Below are 16,122 nucleotides of genomic sequence, written 5' to 3'. Positions count from 1 at the left end.
AATGCTGTTCCGTTAAATCACCACTGGCGGCCGGGATGGCCCAGCCCTAGTGCAGCGTTGGCTTTTTCATCACGACATTGGTCGGTATCGCGCGGGTAAAGGTATCGTGACACAGCAGTGCGGCGACGCGCACATACTCGATCACCTCTTCCAGCGACTGTTCAAGCTCTTCCTGATCTTCATCTTCATCATAACCGAGCTGTGCGATAGTACGCAGATCGTCGATGGCTTCACCGGTTTCCCCTTTGACCTGACCAATTTTTGGCTGCGCCACTCCCAGACCCAGCAGGAAATGGTTCACCCAGCCGGCCAGTGCATCAGCACGGTCGAATACAGTGATGTCGTCATCTTCAGGCAGATAAAGCTGGAACAGGAAGCCTTCATCTTCCAGTGAGTTGCCGATCGCTTCGTGCATCTCCTGCAAAGGCTGCGCCAGGGTTTGTGAGAACGCCATGCCTTCGTTTGTCAGGTCGTGCACCAGCGTTTGCCAGTTGCTGTCATGGCTGCCGCCACAGATCAATCCACTGATCAGGCCATGCATTTCTGCAGGGGTCATTCCTACGCCCTGCTGCGTCAGTACTGAGGCCAGCGTGTTGTAGCCCGGCATTATGTTGGTTAGTGACATGAGTTTTGATCGTCGTTGGCTGGATAAGTTCGTGATATGCTACCACCAGGTGCCTCAACGATTCCAGAAAGGGGTTGTTTCTTATATTAGGGGTAGTTATAGTGGCGCCCCTCCCAAGCCCTTGAGCGGTAAGGGTGATTGCGGGCGCAGTAATCAGTCAGGATGGTGGCATGTCTGCACAACCGGTAGATATTCAAATTTTTGGCCGTTCATTAAGAGTAAATTGTCCGCCCGAACAGCAAGATGCGCTGAATCTGGCTGCCGAAGACCTCAATCAACGGTTGCAAGACTTAAAAGTTCGCACTAGAGTCACAAATACAGAGCAACTGGTATTCATTGCAGCACTGAACATTTGCCATGAACTCGCGCAGGAAAAAGTCAAAACCCGTGACTATGCGTCGAACATGGAACAACGAATTCGGATGCTACAACAGACCATTGAACAAGCATTGCTTGAGCAAGGTCGCATAACTGAACGTACCGGTGCGAAGTTCGAATAACACTTTAGCGTTACCTGTGATAGAGTGACGGTGAAGTAAAAAATTCTCTGAGATGTTTGCAAGCGGGCCCGTCCCCTGAGCCGATAATTAATACCAAACAGAGTGTGACGCTCTGTAACCTGTGCGCAAGCTCGGTCCGTCCGAGAAGCCTGATGGTTACGACGGCATACTCACCTTGAACCATGGGTTCAAGGGTTACAGCCTGCGGCGGCATCTCGGAGAACCTCCCTTTTTTGTTCTCCCCTCCCGATCGATTTCATTTTTCTCTAAGCTATCCGGCACGCTTCTGTACGATTTCATGGAGTCAGCCACGTGATGAACCCCACATTGATGCTTCGTCAGGATATCCGTAAGCACGTACGCAATTTGCGTCGTGAAATCAGCGATGAACAGCAGCAACTTGCCGCAGTGCAGGCGGCAGACCATGCCCTGAATTTTGCCCCGATACAGCAGGCGCAGCATATCGCACTGTTTCTTTCCGTCGATGGCGAGATCAATACCCGACCATTAATCGCCAAACTGTGGCAGCGAAAGCAGCAGGTTTACCTGCCCGTGCTTCATCCTTTCTCGACGGGTCAGTTACTGTTTCTGCGTTACGATGAGAAGACTGAACTGAAGATAAACCGCCTGCGTATTCCTGAACCGCCGCTGGATATCCGCAATCTGTTGCCGTTAAGCGAGCTGGATGTGCTGATCGTGCCACTGGTGGCGTTTGATGCCGGAGGACAACGTCTGGGGATGGGGGGCGGATTTTATGACAGGACGCTACAGAACTGGCAGCAGCACGGCTTTATGCCGATAGGGCTGGCGCATGATTGTCAGCAGGTAGACACCTTGCCGGTAGAGCAATGGGATATTCCCTTACCTGCGTTGATAACGCCTTCAAAGATCTGGCAGTGGTGAGGGGGGATCGCCGTAGGGGCGAGGCATGCCTCGCCCTGGGTCAGGCATGCCTGACCCCTACGCGGATAATTAATAAAGCAGACGTGCGCGAACGGTACCAGGAATTGCCTTCATCAGCTGCAGTGCTCTATCAGCCACATCTTGCGGCGCATCAACGTCGATGACCACGTAACCCATCTGCGGTGTCGTTTGCAGATACTGAGCGGAGATGTTGATACCCTGGTCAGCAAAGATCAGGTTGATCGCCGTCAGTACACCTGGACGGTTCTCATGGATGTGCATCAGACGGCTGGCATTCGCACCGTGCATTGGCAGCGAGGCTTCCGGGAAGTTAACCGCCGACAGTGTAGAGCCATTGTCAGAGTACTTGGCCAGTTTACCCGCGACTTCAATACCGATGTTCTCCTGAGCTTCCTGGGTCGACCCACCGATATGGGGTGTCAGGATCACGTTGTCGAACTCACACAGCGGTGAATTGAACGGATCGCTGTTGGTCGCAGGTTCTTCCGGGAAAACGTCAATCGCCGCGCCCGCCAGGTGCTTAGTGGCCAGCACGTGGCACAGCGCAGGAATATCCACCACGGTTCCGCGCGAGGCGTTGATCAGCAGTGCGCCGGGCTTCATCAGCGCCAACTCTTCCGGGCCCATCATATTCTGGGTGGACTGCGTTTCAGGCACGTGCAGGCTCACAACATCGCTCATATTCAGCAGGTCAGAGAGATGCTGTACCTGCGTGGCATTACCCAGCGGCAGTTTGCTCTCAATATCGTAGAAGAACACATGCATACCCAGGCTCTCGGCGAGCACACCCAGCTGCATACCGATATGACCGTAACCAATGATGCCCAGCTTTTTGCCGCGTGCTTCATAGGAACCCACAGCCAGTTTATGCCACTCGCCACGGTGTGCTTTCGCATTGGCCGCTGGAACACCGCGCAGCATCAGCAACAGCTCACCGATCACCAGTTCAGCTACGGATCGGGTATTGGAGAAAGGTGCGTTAAACACCGGAATACCACGCTTCGCTGCCGCATTCAGATCAACCTGGTTTGTCCCGATGCAGAAACAGCCAACGGCAACCAGTTTTTCTGCCGCAGCAAAGATCTCTTCGGTGAGGTTGGTGCGCGAACGCAGCCCGATGAAGTGCGCATCACGGATGGATTCCTTCAGTGTTTCGCTATCCAATGCGCCCTTGTGAAATTCAATGTTGGTGTAGCCCGCAGAGCGCAGATTATCAACTGCACTCTGATGAACGCCTTCCACCAGCAGGAATTTAATCTTGTCTTTCTCCAGTGATACTTTTGCCATTTCCCGACCCTATTTAGCAGACTTCAGATGTGGCTTAATCCCCATCATTGTTCCCGTTGACCAACGTAATCGCTGTCAGCTGCAATGGGAAAACCGTGGGGATATAAGATAGCCTTCTGTCAAAATAACAAAATCTACGCTGGCGGCAATACAAACGATTGCCTGGCCTCCAGCATGGCGCCCCCGACTCACAGAACATTGCGGCAGAAAATCATGGTGCAACGTGAACCTTCAGGAGGATCGCGCCTCAGGCAGCGACTATGTGACATAAGTCACTAAATTTCGCCTGCAAAAGAAAAGATGTTTTTCGCATAAAAATAACCGGCACCCGCGGGTGCCAGAGAGATCATTTCTGAATAGTTTGCACGCCGTTGGCTGTACCGATCAGCGCCACATCGGCACCACGGGCACCAAACAGACCCACAGTGACTACGCCTGGCAGCGCGTTAATTGCTGCTTCCAGCCGAATGGGGTCAATGATTTTGAGATTATGAACATCAAGAATAATGTTTCCATTGTCGGTCACCACGTTCTGGCGGTACTCCGGCTGACCACCGAGCTTCACCAGTTCGCGAGCAACGTACGAGCGCGCCATCGGGATAACTTCTACCGGCAGAGGGAAACGCCCCAGCACATCGACCTGCTTGGATGCATCCGCAATACAGATAAAGCGGTCGGCAACGGCTGCAATAATTTTCTCGCGCGTCAGCGCTGCGCCGCCGCCCTTGATCATCTGCATCTGCCCGTTAATCTCATCGGCACCGTCAACATAGACCGCCAGCTGATCGATCTCGTTAAGATCGAAGACATGGATGCCGTAGCCTTTCAGTTTGGCCGTGGAAGCTTCTGAGCTGGAGACCGCTCCTTCAATCTGATGTTTAATCGACGCCAGTGCATCAATGAAATGGGCAGCAGTCGACCCGGTGCCAACGCCAACGATAGTGCCCGGAGTGACGTAATCCAGAGCTGCCCAGCCGACAGCTTTTTTCAGTTCGTCTTGTGTCATGGTATGTTTAAAACCTGTGAGCCACTGTGTGCGCGTAGTATAAAGCAAGGCTGGGCAAAATCACCGCCCTGCAAGGGGTTTGATTGACGAGATTGGAACACACCCCACAAAGTGGTTGATTCGTAAAGTGGCGTAAGCTATACCCCCAATCTATGGCATAGTGCACAACCACACCTGAAAGAGAGTAGAACGATTAATGAAACGCCCGGATTATCGAACGCTTCAGGCGCTGGATGCAGTGATTCGCGAGCGCGGCTTTGAACGTGCCGCGCAAAAGCTCTGTATTACCCAGTCTGCGGTCTCACAGCGCATTAAGCAGCTTGAGAATATGTTTGGCCAGCCTTTGCTGGTGCGAACCGTACCGCCGCGCCCAACGGAACAGGGCCAGAAACTGCTGGCGTTATTGCACCAGGTAGAACTGCTGGAAGAAGAGTGGTTGGGTGACGATAATAGCGGCACCACGCCGTTACTGCTGTCGCTGGCGGTGAACGCCGACAGTCTCGCGACCTGGTTGCTGCCCGCGCTGAAAACCGTGCTGACTGATTCGCCAGTACGCCTGAATCTTCAGGTGGAAGATGAAACCCGCACCCAGGAACGCTTGCGTCGTGGTGAAGTGGTCGGTGCCGTCAGTATCCAGCCACAGCCGTTGCCGAGCTGTCTGGTCGATCAGCTCGGTGCGCTCGACTATCTGTTTGTCGGTTCAAAAGAGTTTGCTGCCCGCTACTTCCCAAATGGCGTGACGCGCTCTGCGCTGCTGAAAGCACCCGCCGTGGCGTTTGACCATCTGGATGATATGCATCAGGCGTTTTTACAGCAAAACTTTGATCTGTCACCGGGCAGCGTGCCCTGCCATATCGTCAACTCGTCAGAAGCTTTTGTGCAGCTGGCCCGTCAGGGAACCACCTGCTGTATGATCCCGCATTTGCAGATTGAGCGCGAACTGGCGGAAGGGGAATTGATTGATTTAACGCCGGGTCTGTTACAGCGCCGGATGCTTTACTGGCACCGCTTTGCCCCAGAAAGCCGCCTGATGCGCAAGGTGACCGATGCCCTGCTGGCGCATGGTCATCGTGTGCTGCGCCAGGATACAGAATAACCCGGCCAGGGGGCGGCCAGAAAAAAGGCCAGCCCCTACGACATTCTGCGTAGAGGCTGGCCTTCTGTTGCGGTCAGACTGCGTGGATTAAGGGTTACGCTGCAATTCAAATACCACGTCAACCTGGTCGTCGAAATGGATACTCTGCTGCTCATAGGTCTGGGCGGCAGAGGTCATTGGCGCAGCATCAGCGGCTTTGTACATCCGTGCCATCGGCATTGGCTGATAGTTAGCCACGTGATAACGAATGCTGTAAACCGGGCCCAGCTTCGTACCGAAGCCCTGTGCCAGATCGCCCGCCTGCTTTGTTGCATCATCAATAGCAGCTTTGCGCGCTTTCGCTTTGTACTCTTCAGGGTTTGCCACACCCAGTTCAACCGAACGAATTTCGTTCAGGCCTGACTTCAGTGCGCCATCGAGCAGTTCATTCAACTTATCCAGCTGACGCAGCGTGACCTGAACCTGACGCACAGCACGGTAGCCTTTCAGCACCGATTTACCGTCTTTCAGGTAGTCATATTCCGGTTGAGTACGCAGGTTGGCAGCGTTGATATCTTTCTTCTCTATGCTGTTTTTATTCAGAAAATCAAAATATTGCTGAACACGACTGTCTGCCTGTTTTTTCGCTTCACCGGCATCTTTAGCAGAAACACTCACCTCGATAGCCAGTGTTGCGATATCCGGCGTGGCATCAACGCTCGACTGCCCGGAGGTCACCACGTGCGGGCCATTGGGTAATTCATCAGCCTGCACTGCTAAGGGTAAAGTACCCAATCCAATCATTGCGGCCAGGGCCAGTTTCGTTAGCTTCACTGCTTCCTCCATGGGGTCTGTCATTATCTTATCGATAGCGCCATCGGTCAGTCGATAGCGAATTATTCCGTCAAAATGCGGCGGTACAACATATTTTAGGGCACATTAGCGCATCACACTATGACATCGATTCTGATAGTGAGTTCCCGCTACGCTATCCCGAGCGCCTGTAGCGCCAGTTTCAGCGCAATTGCCCACATCACCAACCCCACAAGCAGATTGATAATGCGCTGGGCACGCGTGGTGTTCAGCAGCGGTGCCAGCCAGGCGGCTAGCAGCGCGAGGCCGAAGAACCACAGTACTGAGGCGCTGGCGGAGCCTAAAGCAAACCAGCGGCGCGCTTCATCCGGTAGCTGCCCGCCCAGACTGCCCAACACCACAAAGGTATCCAGGTAGACGTGCGGATTGAGCCAGGTCACCGCCATCATGGTCGCGACAATGCGCCAGCGTCCCTGCTTTAAAACAGCGGCAGACGCCAGGTTGATATCGCCACTGAACGCTGTTCTCAGCGAGCCCCAGCCATACCACAGCAGGAAAGCCACTCCGCCCCACGTTACCAGATTGAGTAGCAGCTCGGATTGGTTAAGCAATGCGCTACCACCAAATATTCCGCCACAGATCAGCACAATATCACTCAGCGTACAGAGTGCAGCGGTCATCAGATGATACTGGCGGCGCACGCCCTGATTCATCACAAAGGCATTCTGCGGGCCAAGCGGAAGAATAAGCGCTGCGCCCATAGCAACCCCCTGAAAATAAACGGATAACATCACAATCGCCTCACCAGTCAAGATTTTCGGCAAGTGTATAGCGGCAATATCATTAGGGGAAATTGAAAGATTTAATGGTTAATAAGAAAGGCTAATACTGAGAGGGGCAAAGTAAGATAAGGGCCGACCGGAAAATGGCCGGCCCTGACAGGATTATTCCGCTTTCGCCACTTCTGCTTCTGGCGCTTTGACCTGGTGCAGATGAACATCCATCTGCGGGTAAGGAATACCGATGTTGTTGGCATCCAGCGTACGTTTGAAGTTTCTCATCAGGTCCCAGTAGACATCCTGTAAGTCACCCGCTTTGCTCCAGCAGCGAATCACCACATTAACCGAAGAGGCGGCCAGCTCGTTCAGGCCAATCTGCACACCGCGCTCCTGCAGAACGCGAGGCTCGGCATCCACCACGCCGCGCAGCAGTGTCAGCACTTCATCGATATCAGCATCGTAGGCGACGCCAATAATAAATTCATTGCGGCGTTCTGGCTCGCGGGAGAAGTTAATGATATTCCCCGCAATGATTTTGCCGTTTGGCACCACAACAATTTTACCGTCAGCACTGCGTAATGTGGTCGAGAAGATCTGTACATTAAGCACTGTTCCCATCACACCGCCCAGATCAACAAACTCTCCCGCGCGGAACGGACGGAAGGTGACCAGCAGTACACCCGCGGCCAGGTTCGAGAGCGAACCTTGCAGAGCCAGTGCAAACGCAAAGCCTGCGGCTGCCAGTGCAGCAATCACCGAGGCTGTCTGCACGCCTACACGTCCCATCGCAGCAATCAGCGTAAAGGCAATGATGCCGTAGCGCACCAACCCGGACAGGAAGTCAGCGACGGTAGGGTCAATTTTTCGTGCTACCAGCAGCTTATTCACCGTCCCGGAAATAAATCGGGCAGCAATCATACCGATAATGATAATCGCAATGGCCGCAACGATATTGACCGCATAGCTCAACAACAGCGCCTGATTACGCACCAGCCAGCCACCCGCATTATTGATGCCGTTTACCACATTTAAATCATCCATTCCCCTGTCCTTTTTCAGGCCCAAAATGGGCATTCGAATATCTGCCGTTCAACCAGCAGCCGATGGGGTTAAGGGTAAACAAGAAAATGGGGTTGTGCCAAATAAGCGGCGAAATTACCTGACAATTCAGAACTGAATGCATAAAAAAAGGCCCCTCAGGGCCTTTTTTAAACAGAGCGGGAACTTACAGTACGTCGACTGCGTTCAGCTCTTTGAATGCCTGCTCCAGGCGCACGATCATGGAAGCCTGTGAAGAGCGCAGCCATACACGTGGGTCGTAGTATTTCTTGTTCGGCTTATCAGCGCCTTCCGGGTTACCCAGCTGCGCCTGCAGATAGCCTTCGTTCTTTTTGTAGTACTGCAGGATGCCGTCCCATGTTGCCCACTGGGTATCGGTATCGATGTTCATTTTGATCACGCCGTAACCGATAGATTCTTCGATCTCAGCTGCTGATGAACCGGAACCACCGTGGAACACGAAGTCCAGTGAGTTCACTGGCAGGCCGTGTTTTTCGCTGACGTATTTCTGAGAATCACGCAGGATGGTCGGGGTCAGTTTCACGTTGCCTGGCTTGTACACACCGTGCACGTTACCGAATGAAGCAGCGATAGTGAAACGCGGGCTGATAGCGTTCAGCTTGGTGTAAGCGTAATCAACGTCTTCTGGCTGAGTGTACAGAGCAGAAGCGTCCATGTGGCTGTTGTCCACGCCGTCTTCTTCGCCACCGGTGCAACCCAGTTCAATTTCCAGGGTCATGTCGATTTTCGCCATGCGCGCCAGGTATTTGCTGGAGATCTCGATGTTCTCTTCCAGAGACTCTTCAGACAGGTCGATCATGTGAGAAGAGAACAGTGGCTTACCGGTTTTAGCGAAGTGCTCTTCACCCGCATCCAGCAGACCGTCGATCCACGGCAGCAGTTTCTTAGCGCAGTGGTCAGTGTGCAGAATAACAGGCACGCCATAGTGTTCAGCCATCAGGTGAACGTGGTGTGCGCCAGAGATGGCACCAAAAATAGCCGCAGCCTGTGGCTTGTCAGATTTCAGGCCTTTACCCGCGATGAAACCTGCACCACCGTTGGAGAACTGAATGATAACCGGCGCTTTAACTTTCGCTGCGGTTTCCAGAACGGCGTTGATGGAGTCAGTGCCCACGCAGTTAACTGCTGGCAGAGCGAATTTGTTCTCTTTCGCTACCTGGAAGATCTTCTGCACGTCGTCACCGGTGACAACGCCTGGTTTTACGAAATCAAAAATTTTAGACATGTTAGCTTGTCCTGTTTCTTCGGTCGTATTAAAGGATTCAGTTCTCATGCGGGGTACTTATACCCCGCTCTGAGGTTTAATTACTTCTGCTTTGCACGCTCTTCAAGCATGGCAACCGCAGGTAAGGTTTTGCCTTCCACGAACTCAAGGAATGCACCGCCACCGGTAGAGATATAAGAGATTTTATCTTCGATACCAAACAGGTCGATAGCGGCCAGCGTATCACCGCCGCCGGCAATGGAGAATGCGTCACTGTCTGCAATCGCGTTCGCGATAATTTCGGTGCCTTTGCGGAAGTTCGGGAATTCGAACACGCCTACCGGGCCGTTCCACAGAATAGTTTTGGCTTCTTTCAACAACTTAGCCATTGCCAGTGCGGTTTCGTCACCAAAGTCCATGATCTCTTCGTTGTCCTGAACTTCAGACACTTTCTTCACGGTAGAAGGTGCAGTTTCAGAGAATTCCGTGCCTACGCGAGAGTCAGTTGGCACCGGAATTTTGTATTCGTCGCGCAGTTTCTTAGCGGCAGCCACGAAATCAGGTTCGTACAGAGATTTACCCACGTTGTTGTCGATAGCCACGAAGGTGTTCGCGATACCCCCACCCACAATCACGGTGTCTGCAATGTTCACCAGCGAGTTAAGCACATCGAATTTGGTAGACACTTTAGAACCACCAACCACGGCAACCATTGGGCGTGCCGGGGTTTTCAGGGCTTTGCCCAGCGCTTCCAGTTCACCTGACAGCAGCGGACCCGCACAGGCGATTGGTGCAAATTTGCCCACGCCATGGGTAGACGCCTGAGCACGGTGAGCAGTACCGAAAGCATCCATCACGAAGATGTCGCACAGGGCAGCATATTTTTTAGAGAGGGTTTCGTCGTCTTTTTTCTCGCCTTTGTTAAAGCGCACGTTTTCCAGAACAACCAGTTTACCCGCGGTCAGTTCAACACCGTCCAGGTAATCTTTTGCCAGGGAAACGTTATCTGCACCCAACTTGTCTTTCAGGTAGTTCACTACCGGCAGCAGAGAAAACTCTTCGTTGTATTCACCTTCGGTCGGGCGACCCAGGTGCGAGGTGACCATCACTTTTGCGCCTTGCTTCAGTGCCGCCTCAATGGTCGGCAGAGAAGCGCGAATACGTGCATCAGACGTCACTTTCCCTTCTTTTACTGGCACGTTCAGATCCGCACGGATCAGAACACGTTTACCAGCCAGATCCAGATCGGTCATCTTAATTACAGACATGGTGAACCCTCTCGTTGATTCTCAAAGTTTTACAGACGCTGTACGCGCCTTACCTGAAACCGCTGGCGGCCATCGCTAACGTCGTATCGATCATACGATTAGCGAAGCCCCATTCGTTATCGCACCAGACTAACGTCTTGATAAGGTGCTGACCACTGACCCGCGTTTGGGTGCCGTCGACAATAGCACTGTGCGGATCATGGTTAAAATCAATGGAGACTAACGGCAATTCCGTGTAGTCAACTATACCACTAAATGCCCCTTCTGACGCACTTTGCAGCAGGGCGTTAACCTCGCAGGCGCTGACGGGATCCCGCACACTGACGCTGAGGTCAATGGCCGTCACGTTGATGGTGGGAACACGCACAGCAATCGCTTCAAAACGATCGTTAAATTTTGGGAAGAAACGCGTAATCCCGGCAGCCAGGCGGGTGTCGACAGGAATAATCGACTGACTGGCCGCACGTGTACGGCGTAAATCCGGGTGATAAGCATCAATCACCTGCTGGTCATGCATGGCAGAATGGATGGTTGTCACCGTACCCGACTCAATACCCCACGCATCATCCAACAGCTTGATAATAGGGATGATGCAATTCGTGGTGCAGGAGGCGTTCGACACCAGCAAATGCTCAGGCAGCAGATCTTTTTCATTCACGCCAAAGACCACTGTGGCATCAAGATCGTTACCACCAGGGTGTGAGAACAAGACCTTTTTGGCTCCCGCCTGCAAATGGGCTTCGCCATCTGCACGACTGCCATAAACCCCGGTACAGTCCAGCACGATATCCACATTCAGATCGCGCCACGGCAGCGCCGCAATATCAGTATGGTGCAGCAAACGGATCGTGTCATCGCCAACGGAGAGCAGTTCGCGCTCCTGACGCACATCCCAGGCGAAGCGCCCATGGCTGGTGTCATACTTTAACAGATGCGCCATTCCGGCGGCCTCTGCCAGCTCATTGATGGCAACCACGGTAATCTCAGCACGGCGACCGGTTTCATACAGTACACGCAACACGTTGCGTCCTATACGACCAAATCCGTTAATGGCAATGCGAACCGTCATATCACTCCTGCTTCAGAATTCACGATGAAATCGGAGGATTAGCCTGAGCCAGCCACCGCGATTTGTACAGGATATTCTTGCATCATAACAAGGCTCAGTCTGAATGGTGATCCTTGTGCGACATAGTACTGAAACGCTTCAGCTAGAATAATAGAAGTAAGGAATAATAGGAATGATTCGGATCAATTGTGGAGCGTAACTTTCGATCTACGTCACAAATTTGGAATTTTTTCTGGCGGGATAAAGAAGGGTCGGGCATGCCCGACCCCTACGGGGAACTGTATAAGGATGAGGCATACCCGCCCCTCAAGGTAAACTGCGTAGGGACCGGGCATGCCCGACCCCTACGGGGAACTGTGTAAGGATGAGGCATACCCGACCCTCAAGGTAGACTGCGTAGGGGCCGGGCACGCCCGGCCCTCATAGCGGTGAGTCATGCCTCACCCGCTACCTTATTACAGCAGGCCTTTTGCTTTAGCGACAACGTTATCCACGGTGAAGCCAAACAGTTCGAACAGCTTCTCAGCGGGCGCTGACTCACCGAAGCTGGTCATACCGACGATAGCGCCGTTCAGACCAACGTATTTGAACCAGTAATCTGCGATACCGGCTTCAATCGCCACGCGGGCGCTGACTGCTTTCGGCAGCACAGCTTCACGGTAGGCAGCATCCTGCTTGTCGAAAGCATCGGTAGACGGCATAGACACAACGCGCACCTTACGGCCTTCAGCCGTCAGTTTGTCATACGCGCCTACTGCCAGCTCAACTTCTGAACCGGTCGCAATCAGGATAACTTCTGGCGTACCTGCGCAGTCCTTCAGCACGTAAGCACCGCGTGCTACGTTTGCCAGCTGTTCCGCAGTACGGTCCTGCTGTGCCAGGTTTTGACGTGACAGGATCAGGGCAGTCGGGCCATCGTTACGCTCAATCGCATATTTCCATGCGATCGCTGATTCAACCTGGTCACACGGACGCCACAGGCTCATGTTCGGCGTGACACGCAGGCTGGCGATCTGCTCAACCGGCTGGTGAGTCGGGCCGTCTTCGCCCAGACCGATAGAATCATGGGTGTAGACCATCACCTGGCGGATCTTCATCAGTGCCGCCATACGCGCCGCATTACGGGCATATTCAACGAACATCAGGAAGGTGGCCGTGTACGGCAGGAAACCACCGTGCAGAGTGATACCATTGGCAATCGCGGTCATACCGAATTCGCGCACGCCGTAATGGATGTAGTTGCCTGCAGCATCTTCGTTGATTGGCTTAGAACCAGACCACATTGTCAGGTTGCTTGGTGCCAGGTCAGCGGAGCCGCCCAGGTATTCCGGCAGCAGTTTACCAAAGGCTTCGATGGCATTCTGTGACGCTTTACGGCTGGCGATTTTAGACGGGTTAGCCTGCAGCTCTTCAACGAATTTCTGCGACTCGGTTGCCCAGTTCGCTGGCAGCTCGTTGTTCACACGGCGTTTGAACTCTTCCGCCAGTTCAGGGAAGGCTTTCGCATAGGCAGCAAACTTCTCATTCCATGCGGCTTCTTTCGCCTTGCCGGCTTCTTTAGCATCCCACTGCGCATAGATGTCTGAAGGAATTTCAAACGGCGCATGGTTCCAGCCCAGCTGCTTACGGGTCAGTGCAATTTCATCATCACCCAGCGGTGCGCCGTGGGAATCATGCGTACCGGCTTTGTTCGGTGAACCGAAACCGATGACCGTTTTGCACATCAGCAGTGAAGGCTTATCGCTAACCGCTTTCGCTTCTTCAACCGCTTTCTTGATGGCGTCAGCGTCGTGGCCATCGACACCACGCACAACGTGCCAGCCGTAAGACTCGAAGCGTTTCGCCGTATCATCGGTGAACCAGCCTTCGATGTGGCCGTCAATGGAGATACCGTTGTCGTCATAGAACGCCACCAGTTTGCCCAACTTCAGTGTTCCCGCCAGTGAGCACACTTCGTGGGAGATACCTTCCATCATGCAGCCGTCGCCCAGGAACACGTAGGTGTTATGGTCAACCACATCATGGCCTGGACGGTTGAACTGCGCTGACAGTGTACGTTCAGCAATCGCCATACCTACTGCGTTCGCAATACCCTGGCCCAATGGACCGGTGGTGGTTTCCACACCAGCGGTATAGCCGTATTCAGGGTGGCCTGGGGTTTTGGAGTGCAGCTGACGGAAGTTAGCCAGTTCACCGATTGGCAGGTCATAACCGCTGAGGTGCAACAGGCTGTAGATCAGCATAGAGCCGTGACCATTAGACAGCACGAAGCGGTCGCGGTCTGCCCACAGAGGGTTTGTAGGGTTGTGATTCAGGAAGTCACGCCACAGGACTTCGGCAATATCGGCCATACCCATTGGGGCACCCGGGTGGCCGGATTTGGCTTTTTGCACCGCATCCATACTTAATGCGCGAATGGCGTTGGCAAGCTCTTTACGAGAAGACATTTTCTACTCCAGGTCGGATTTAACGCTTCGCCGTCCTTAACCTATTGTAATGAATGAGTTATCAGGCAAAGCCGAAGGAAAGTCGACCATCAATGTACATGAAATACGGGTAACATGTACATGCCGCAGGATGTAAAAATAATCACAGAAGTTGCAGTTTGAGAGCATGGCGACTAGGCAATCGCCTTTACACGCGCTATAACACCTCTTCCGTCGGCTTTTTTTTCCCGACGTTTTTTTTCAACTTAATGATTTTCCTACCTTGTTACCTAAATGGATGAACTGGAATGAAGAAACGTATTTCTTTCGCTGCACTGGCACTGGCCACGACCCTCTCTGGCTGTCAGAATTTTGATGCTAACACGCTGATGCAGTCCGGTGCACAAGCCTACCAGGCTGCCACACTGAGCGATGCACAGGTCAAAGAGTTAAGCGATAAATCCTGTCAGCAGATGGACAGCGAAGCGCAGATCGCCCCTGCCAGCAGCACTTATGCTAAACGCCTGAGCAAAATCTCAGCGGCACTGGGCGACAATATCAACGGTACCCCGGCAAACTATAAAGTTTATCTGACCAAAGACGTCAACGCCTGGGCGATGGCCAATGGCTGTATCCGCGTTTACAGCGGCCTGATGGACCTGATGACCGATAACGAAGTCGAAGGCGTGCTGGGCCATGAAATGGGCCACGTAGCGCTGGGTCACTCACGTAAAGCGATGCAGTTGGCCTATGCCACGACTGCTGCACGTACTGCCGCAGCTTCTGCGGGGGGCGTTGCCGCATCGCTGTCACAGTCTCAGCTAGGTGCACTGGGCGAGAAACTGGTGAATGCGCAGTTCTCCCAGAGCCAGGAGTCCCAGGCGGATGACTACTCATTCGATCTGCTGAAAAAGCGCAACATCAACCCACAGGGCCTGGTGACCAGCTTTGAGAAGTTAGCGAAGATGGAAGGGACTCACGAAAGCAGCATGTTTGATTCGCACCCGGCTTCCCAGGCGCGCGCAGACCACATCAAACAGCGTATTGCGGCTGGTAAATAATCAGCACGGGGCGACCTAAAAAAGATTGCCCTGGCAAACCCAGGGGCTGACCTTCTGTTGCGGTCAGCCCTTCTCACAGGAAACTACCCTTTATTCGCTGCCTGTACGTGCAGCATATCCAGCGCCAGACTGGCAGCCGCCAGCGCCGTGATATCGGACTGATCGTAACCCGGTGCCACTTCCACCAGATCCATACCGACGATATTCATTCCCTGTAAACCGCGCACCAGCTTGCTGGCCTTATCGCTGGTCAGGCCGCCAATCACCGGCGTTCCGGTGCCTGGAGCATGAGCCGGGTCCAGGCAGTCGATATCAAACGTCAGATAGATGGGCAGATCGCCGACAATCGCTTTCACCTGCGCCAGAATATCATCCACGCTGCGATCGTTGACCTGAGCAGCATCCAGCACATTAAAGCCCAGAGACTTATCAAACTCGGTACGAATGCCGATCTGTACGGAATGCTCAGGTGAGATCAGCCCTTCTTTCGGCGCCGTATAGAACATGGTGCCGTGGTCAAACGTCGGGCCGTTAGAATAGGTGTCGGTGTGCGCATCAAAATGGACCAGCGCCATCTTACCGAATGTTTTGGCATGCGCGCGCAGCAGTGGCAGCGTGATGTAATGGTCGCCGCCGAACGTCAGCATACGTTTGCCGTTAGCCAGCAACTTTTCCGCATGTGCCTGCAATTTGTCGCTCAGATCCTGAGAATCCCCGAAGGCGTAAACCAGATCACCGCAGTCAATCACATTCAGGCGCTGACGCAGGTCGAACTCCCACGGCCAGCGGCAACCTTCCCAGGCCAGATTGGTGGAAATCTGACGAATAGCGCCTGGACCAAGACGGCTTCCCGGACGACCGGAGGTGGCTGCATCAAACGGAATACCGGTAATCACCCACTCGGCATCACTGTCGTAAGGCTGAAAATTGACCGGAAAACGCATAAAACCGAAGGCGTTAGAAACCAGCGAGTTATCGTACTGGTTACCCAGGGTGTTATTCATA

At 53.4% G+C, this 16,122-nt stretch carries 15 protein-coding genes and 1 other RNA gene; 5 read left to right on the top strand and 11 right to left on the bottom strand.

Annotated features, from left to right (window positions below; all coding sequences use genetic code 11):
- Nucleotides 1-46 precede the first annotated feature (46 nt).
- Nucleotides 47-625, bottom strand: coding sequence for a YecA/YgfB family protein (locus tag LJN55_RS04340; protein WP_133846181.1), 579 nt, complete (start codon nt 623-625; stop codon nt 47-49).
- 170 nt (nt 626-795) lie between these two features.
- Between LJN55_RS04340 and zapA the strand changes: the two genes are divergently transcribed.
- From zapA to LJN55_RS04325, 3 genes are all read left to right on the top strand, one after another.
- Nucleotides 796-1,125, top strand: coding sequence for a cell division protein ZapA (gene zapA, locus LJN55_RS04335; protein ID WP_062744299.1), 330 nt, complete (start codon nt 796-798; stop codon nt 1,123-1,125).
- Between the two features lie 41 nt (nt 1,126-1,166).
- A non-coding RNA gene (gene ssrS, locus LJN55_RS04330) (6S RNA) lies at nt 1,167-1,351 on the top strand.
- A gap of 89 nt (nt 1,352-1,440) precedes the next feature.
- On the top strand, nt 1,441-2,028 hold the full coding sequence (locus tag LJN55_RS04325; protein WP_133846323.1) for a 5-formyltetrahydrofolate cyclo-ligase: 588 nt from the start codon (nt 1,441-1,443) through the stop codon (nt 2,026-2,028).
- Nucleotides 2,029-2,097: 69 nt separating this feature from the next.
- Here the strand turns inward: LJN55_RS04325 and serA are convergent, their stop codons facing one another.
- Both serA and rpiA read right to left on the bottom strand, forming a co-directional pair.
- Nucleotides 2,098-3,336 (bottom strand): phosphoglycerate dehydrogenase, encoded by a 1,239-nt coding sequence (serA, locus tag LJN55_RS04320; RefSeq protein WP_133846180.1) that lies wholly within the window; start codon nt 3,334-3,336, stop codon nt 2,098-2,100.
- 346 nt (nt 3,337-3,682) lie between these two features.
- On the bottom strand, nt 3,683-4,342 hold the full coding sequence (gene rpiA / locus LJN55_RS04315; RefSeq protein ID WP_159337592.1) for a ribose-5-phosphate isomerase RpiA: 660 nt from the start codon (nt 4,340-4,342) through the stop codon (nt 3,683-3,685).
- Nucleotides 4,343-4,538: 196 nt separating this feature from the next.
- Between rpiA and LJN55_RS04310 the strand changes: the two genes are divergently transcribed.
- Nucleotides 4,539-5,438, top strand: a complete 900-nt coding sequence (locus LJN55_RS04310; RefSeq protein ID WP_133846178.1) for a LysR family transcriptional regulator ArgP — start codon at nt 4,539-4,541, stop codon at nt 5,436-5,438.
- Nucleotides 5,439-5,525: 87 nt separating this feature from the next.
- Here the strand turns inward: LJN55_RS04310 and LJN55_RS04305 are convergent, their stop codons facing one another.
- From LJN55_RS04305 to tkt, 7 genes are all read right to left on the bottom strand, one after another.
- Nucleotides 5,526-6,251, bottom strand: a complete 726-nt coding sequence (locus LJN55_RS04305) for an oxidative stress defense protein (RefSeq protein ID WP_171148819.1) — start codon at nt 6,249-6,251, stop codon at nt 5,526-5,528.
- 149 nt (nt 6,252-6,400) lie between these two features.
- Nucleotides 6,401-7,021: an arginine exporter ArgO gene (gene argO / locus LJN55_RS04300; RefSeq protein WP_133846177.1), complete on the bottom strand. Its 621-nt coding sequence runs from the start codon at nt 7,019-7,021 to the stop codon at nt 6,401-6,403.
- 153 nt (nt 7,022-7,174) lie between these two features.
- Nucleotides 7,175-8,050 (bottom strand): small-conductance mechanosensitive channel MscS, encoded by an 876-nt coding sequence (gene mscS, locus LJN55_RS04295; RefSeq protein WP_133846176.1) that lies wholly within the window; start codon nt 8,048-8,050, stop codon nt 7,175-7,177.
- Nucleotides 8,051-8,234: 184 nt separating this feature from the next.
- A complete protein-coding gene (gene fbaA / locus LJN55_RS04290) occupies nt 8,235-9,314 on the bottom strand; it encodes a class II fructose-bisphosphate aldolase (RefSeq protein WP_133846175.1) in 1,080 nt (359 codons plus the stop codon).
- Between the two features lie 80 nt (nt 9,315-9,394).
- A complete protein-coding gene (gene pgk, locus LJN55_RS04285; RefSeq protein ID WP_133846174.1) occupies nt 9,395-10,561 on the bottom strand; it encodes a phosphoglycerate kinase in 1,167 nt (388 codons plus the stop codon).
- A 49-nt stretch (nt 10,562-10,610) separates the two neighbouring features.
- Nucleotides 10,611-11,630 (bottom strand): erythrose-4-phosphate dehydrogenase, encoded by a 1,020-nt coding sequence (epd, locus tag LJN55_RS04280; RefSeq protein ID WP_227535749.1) that lies wholly within the window; start codon nt 11,628-11,630, stop codon nt 10,611-10,613.
- Nucleotides 11,631-12,085: 455 nt separating this feature from the next.
- Nucleotides 12,086-14,077: a transketolase gene (gene tkt, locus LJN55_RS04275; RefSeq protein WP_159337589.1), complete on the bottom strand. Its 1,992-nt coding sequence runs from the start codon at nt 14,075-14,077 to the stop codon at nt 12,086-12,088.
- A 287-nt stretch (nt 14,078-14,364) separates the two neighbouring features.
- On the opposite strand from tkt, the gene loiP reads away from it, so the two are divergent.
- Nucleotides 14,365-15,117, top strand: a complete 753-nt coding sequence (gene loiP / locus LJN55_RS04270; protein ID WP_133846171.1) for a metalloprotease LoiP — start codon at nt 14,365-14,367, stop codon at nt 15,115-15,117.
- An 83-nt stretch (nt 15,118-15,200) separates the two neighbouring features.
- Here the strand turns inward: loiP and speB are convergent, their stop codons facing one another.
- Nucleotides 15,201-16,121 carry an agmatinase gene (gene speB, locus LJN55_RS04265; protein ID WP_133846170.1) on the bottom strand — a complete coding sequence of 307 codons (921 nt, stop codon included), beginning with the start codon at nt 16,119-16,121 and terminating at the stop codon, nt 15,201-15,203.
- Nucleotide 16,122 lies beyond the last annotated feature (1 nt).

It is taken from the genome of Erwinia rhapontici (genome assembly GCF_020683125.1).
Lineage (GTDB): Bacteria > Pseudomonadota > Gammaproteobacteria > Enterobacterales > Enterobacteriaceae > Erwinia > Erwinia rhapontici.
The sequence above is the reverse complement of the archived record's forward strand: the minus strand, read 5'-3'. Positions and strand labels throughout refer to the sequence as shown.

Bases quoted from the DNA above. Each gene is read 5' to 3' on its own strand.
- LJN55_RS04340 (WP_133846181.1), bottom strand. From the start codon at position 625: ATGTCACTAACCAACATAATGCCGGGCTACAACACGCTGGCCTCAGTA.
- zapA (WP_062744299.1), top strand. From the start codon at position 796: ATGTCTGCACAACCGGTAGATATTCAAATTTTTGGCCGTTCATTAAGA.
- LJN55_RS04325 (WP_133846323.1), top strand. From the start codon at position 1,441: ATGAACCCCACATTGATGCTTCGTCAGGATATCCGTAAGCACGTACGC.
- serA (WP_133846180.1), bottom strand. From the start codon at position 3,336: ATGGCAAAAGTATCACTGGAGAAAGACAAGATTAAATTCCTGCTGGTG.
- rpiA (WP_159337592.1), bottom strand. From the start codon at position 4,342: ATGACACAAGACGAACTGAAAAAAGCTGTCGGCTGGGCAGCTCTGGAT.
- LJN55_RS04310 (WP_133846178.1), top strand. From the start codon at position 4,539: ATGAAACGCCCGGATTATCGAACGCTTCAGGCGCTGGATGCAGTGATT.
- argO (WP_133846177.1), bottom strand. From the start codon at position 7,021: ATGTTATCCGTTTATTTTCAGGGGGTTGCTATGGGCGCAGCGCTTATT.
- mscS (WP_133846176.1), bottom strand. From the start codon at position 8,050: ATGGATGATTTAAATGTGGTAAACGGCATCAATAATGCGGGTGGCTGG.
- fbaA (WP_133846175.1), bottom strand. From the start codon at position 9,314: ATGTCTAAAATTTTTGATTTCGTAAAACCAGGCGTTGTCACCGGTGAC.
- pgk (WP_133846174.1), bottom strand. From the start codon at position 10,561: ATGTCTGTAATTAAGATGACCGATCTGGATCTGGCTGGTAAACGTGTT.
- epd (WP_227535749.1), bottom strand. From the start codon at position 11,630: ATGACGGTTCGCATTGCCATTAACGGATTTGGTCGTATAGGACGCAAC.
- tkt (WP_159337589.1), bottom strand. From the start codon at position 14,077: ATGTCTTCTCGTAAAGAGCTTGCCAACGCCATTCGCGCATTAAGTATG.
- loiP (WP_133846171.1), top strand. From the start codon at position 14,365: ATGAAGAAACGTATTTCTTTCGCTGCACTGGCACTGGCCACGACCCTC.
- speB (WP_133846170.1), bottom strand. From the start codon at position 16,121: ATGAATAACACCCTGGGTAACCAGTACGATAACTCGCTGGTTTCTAAC.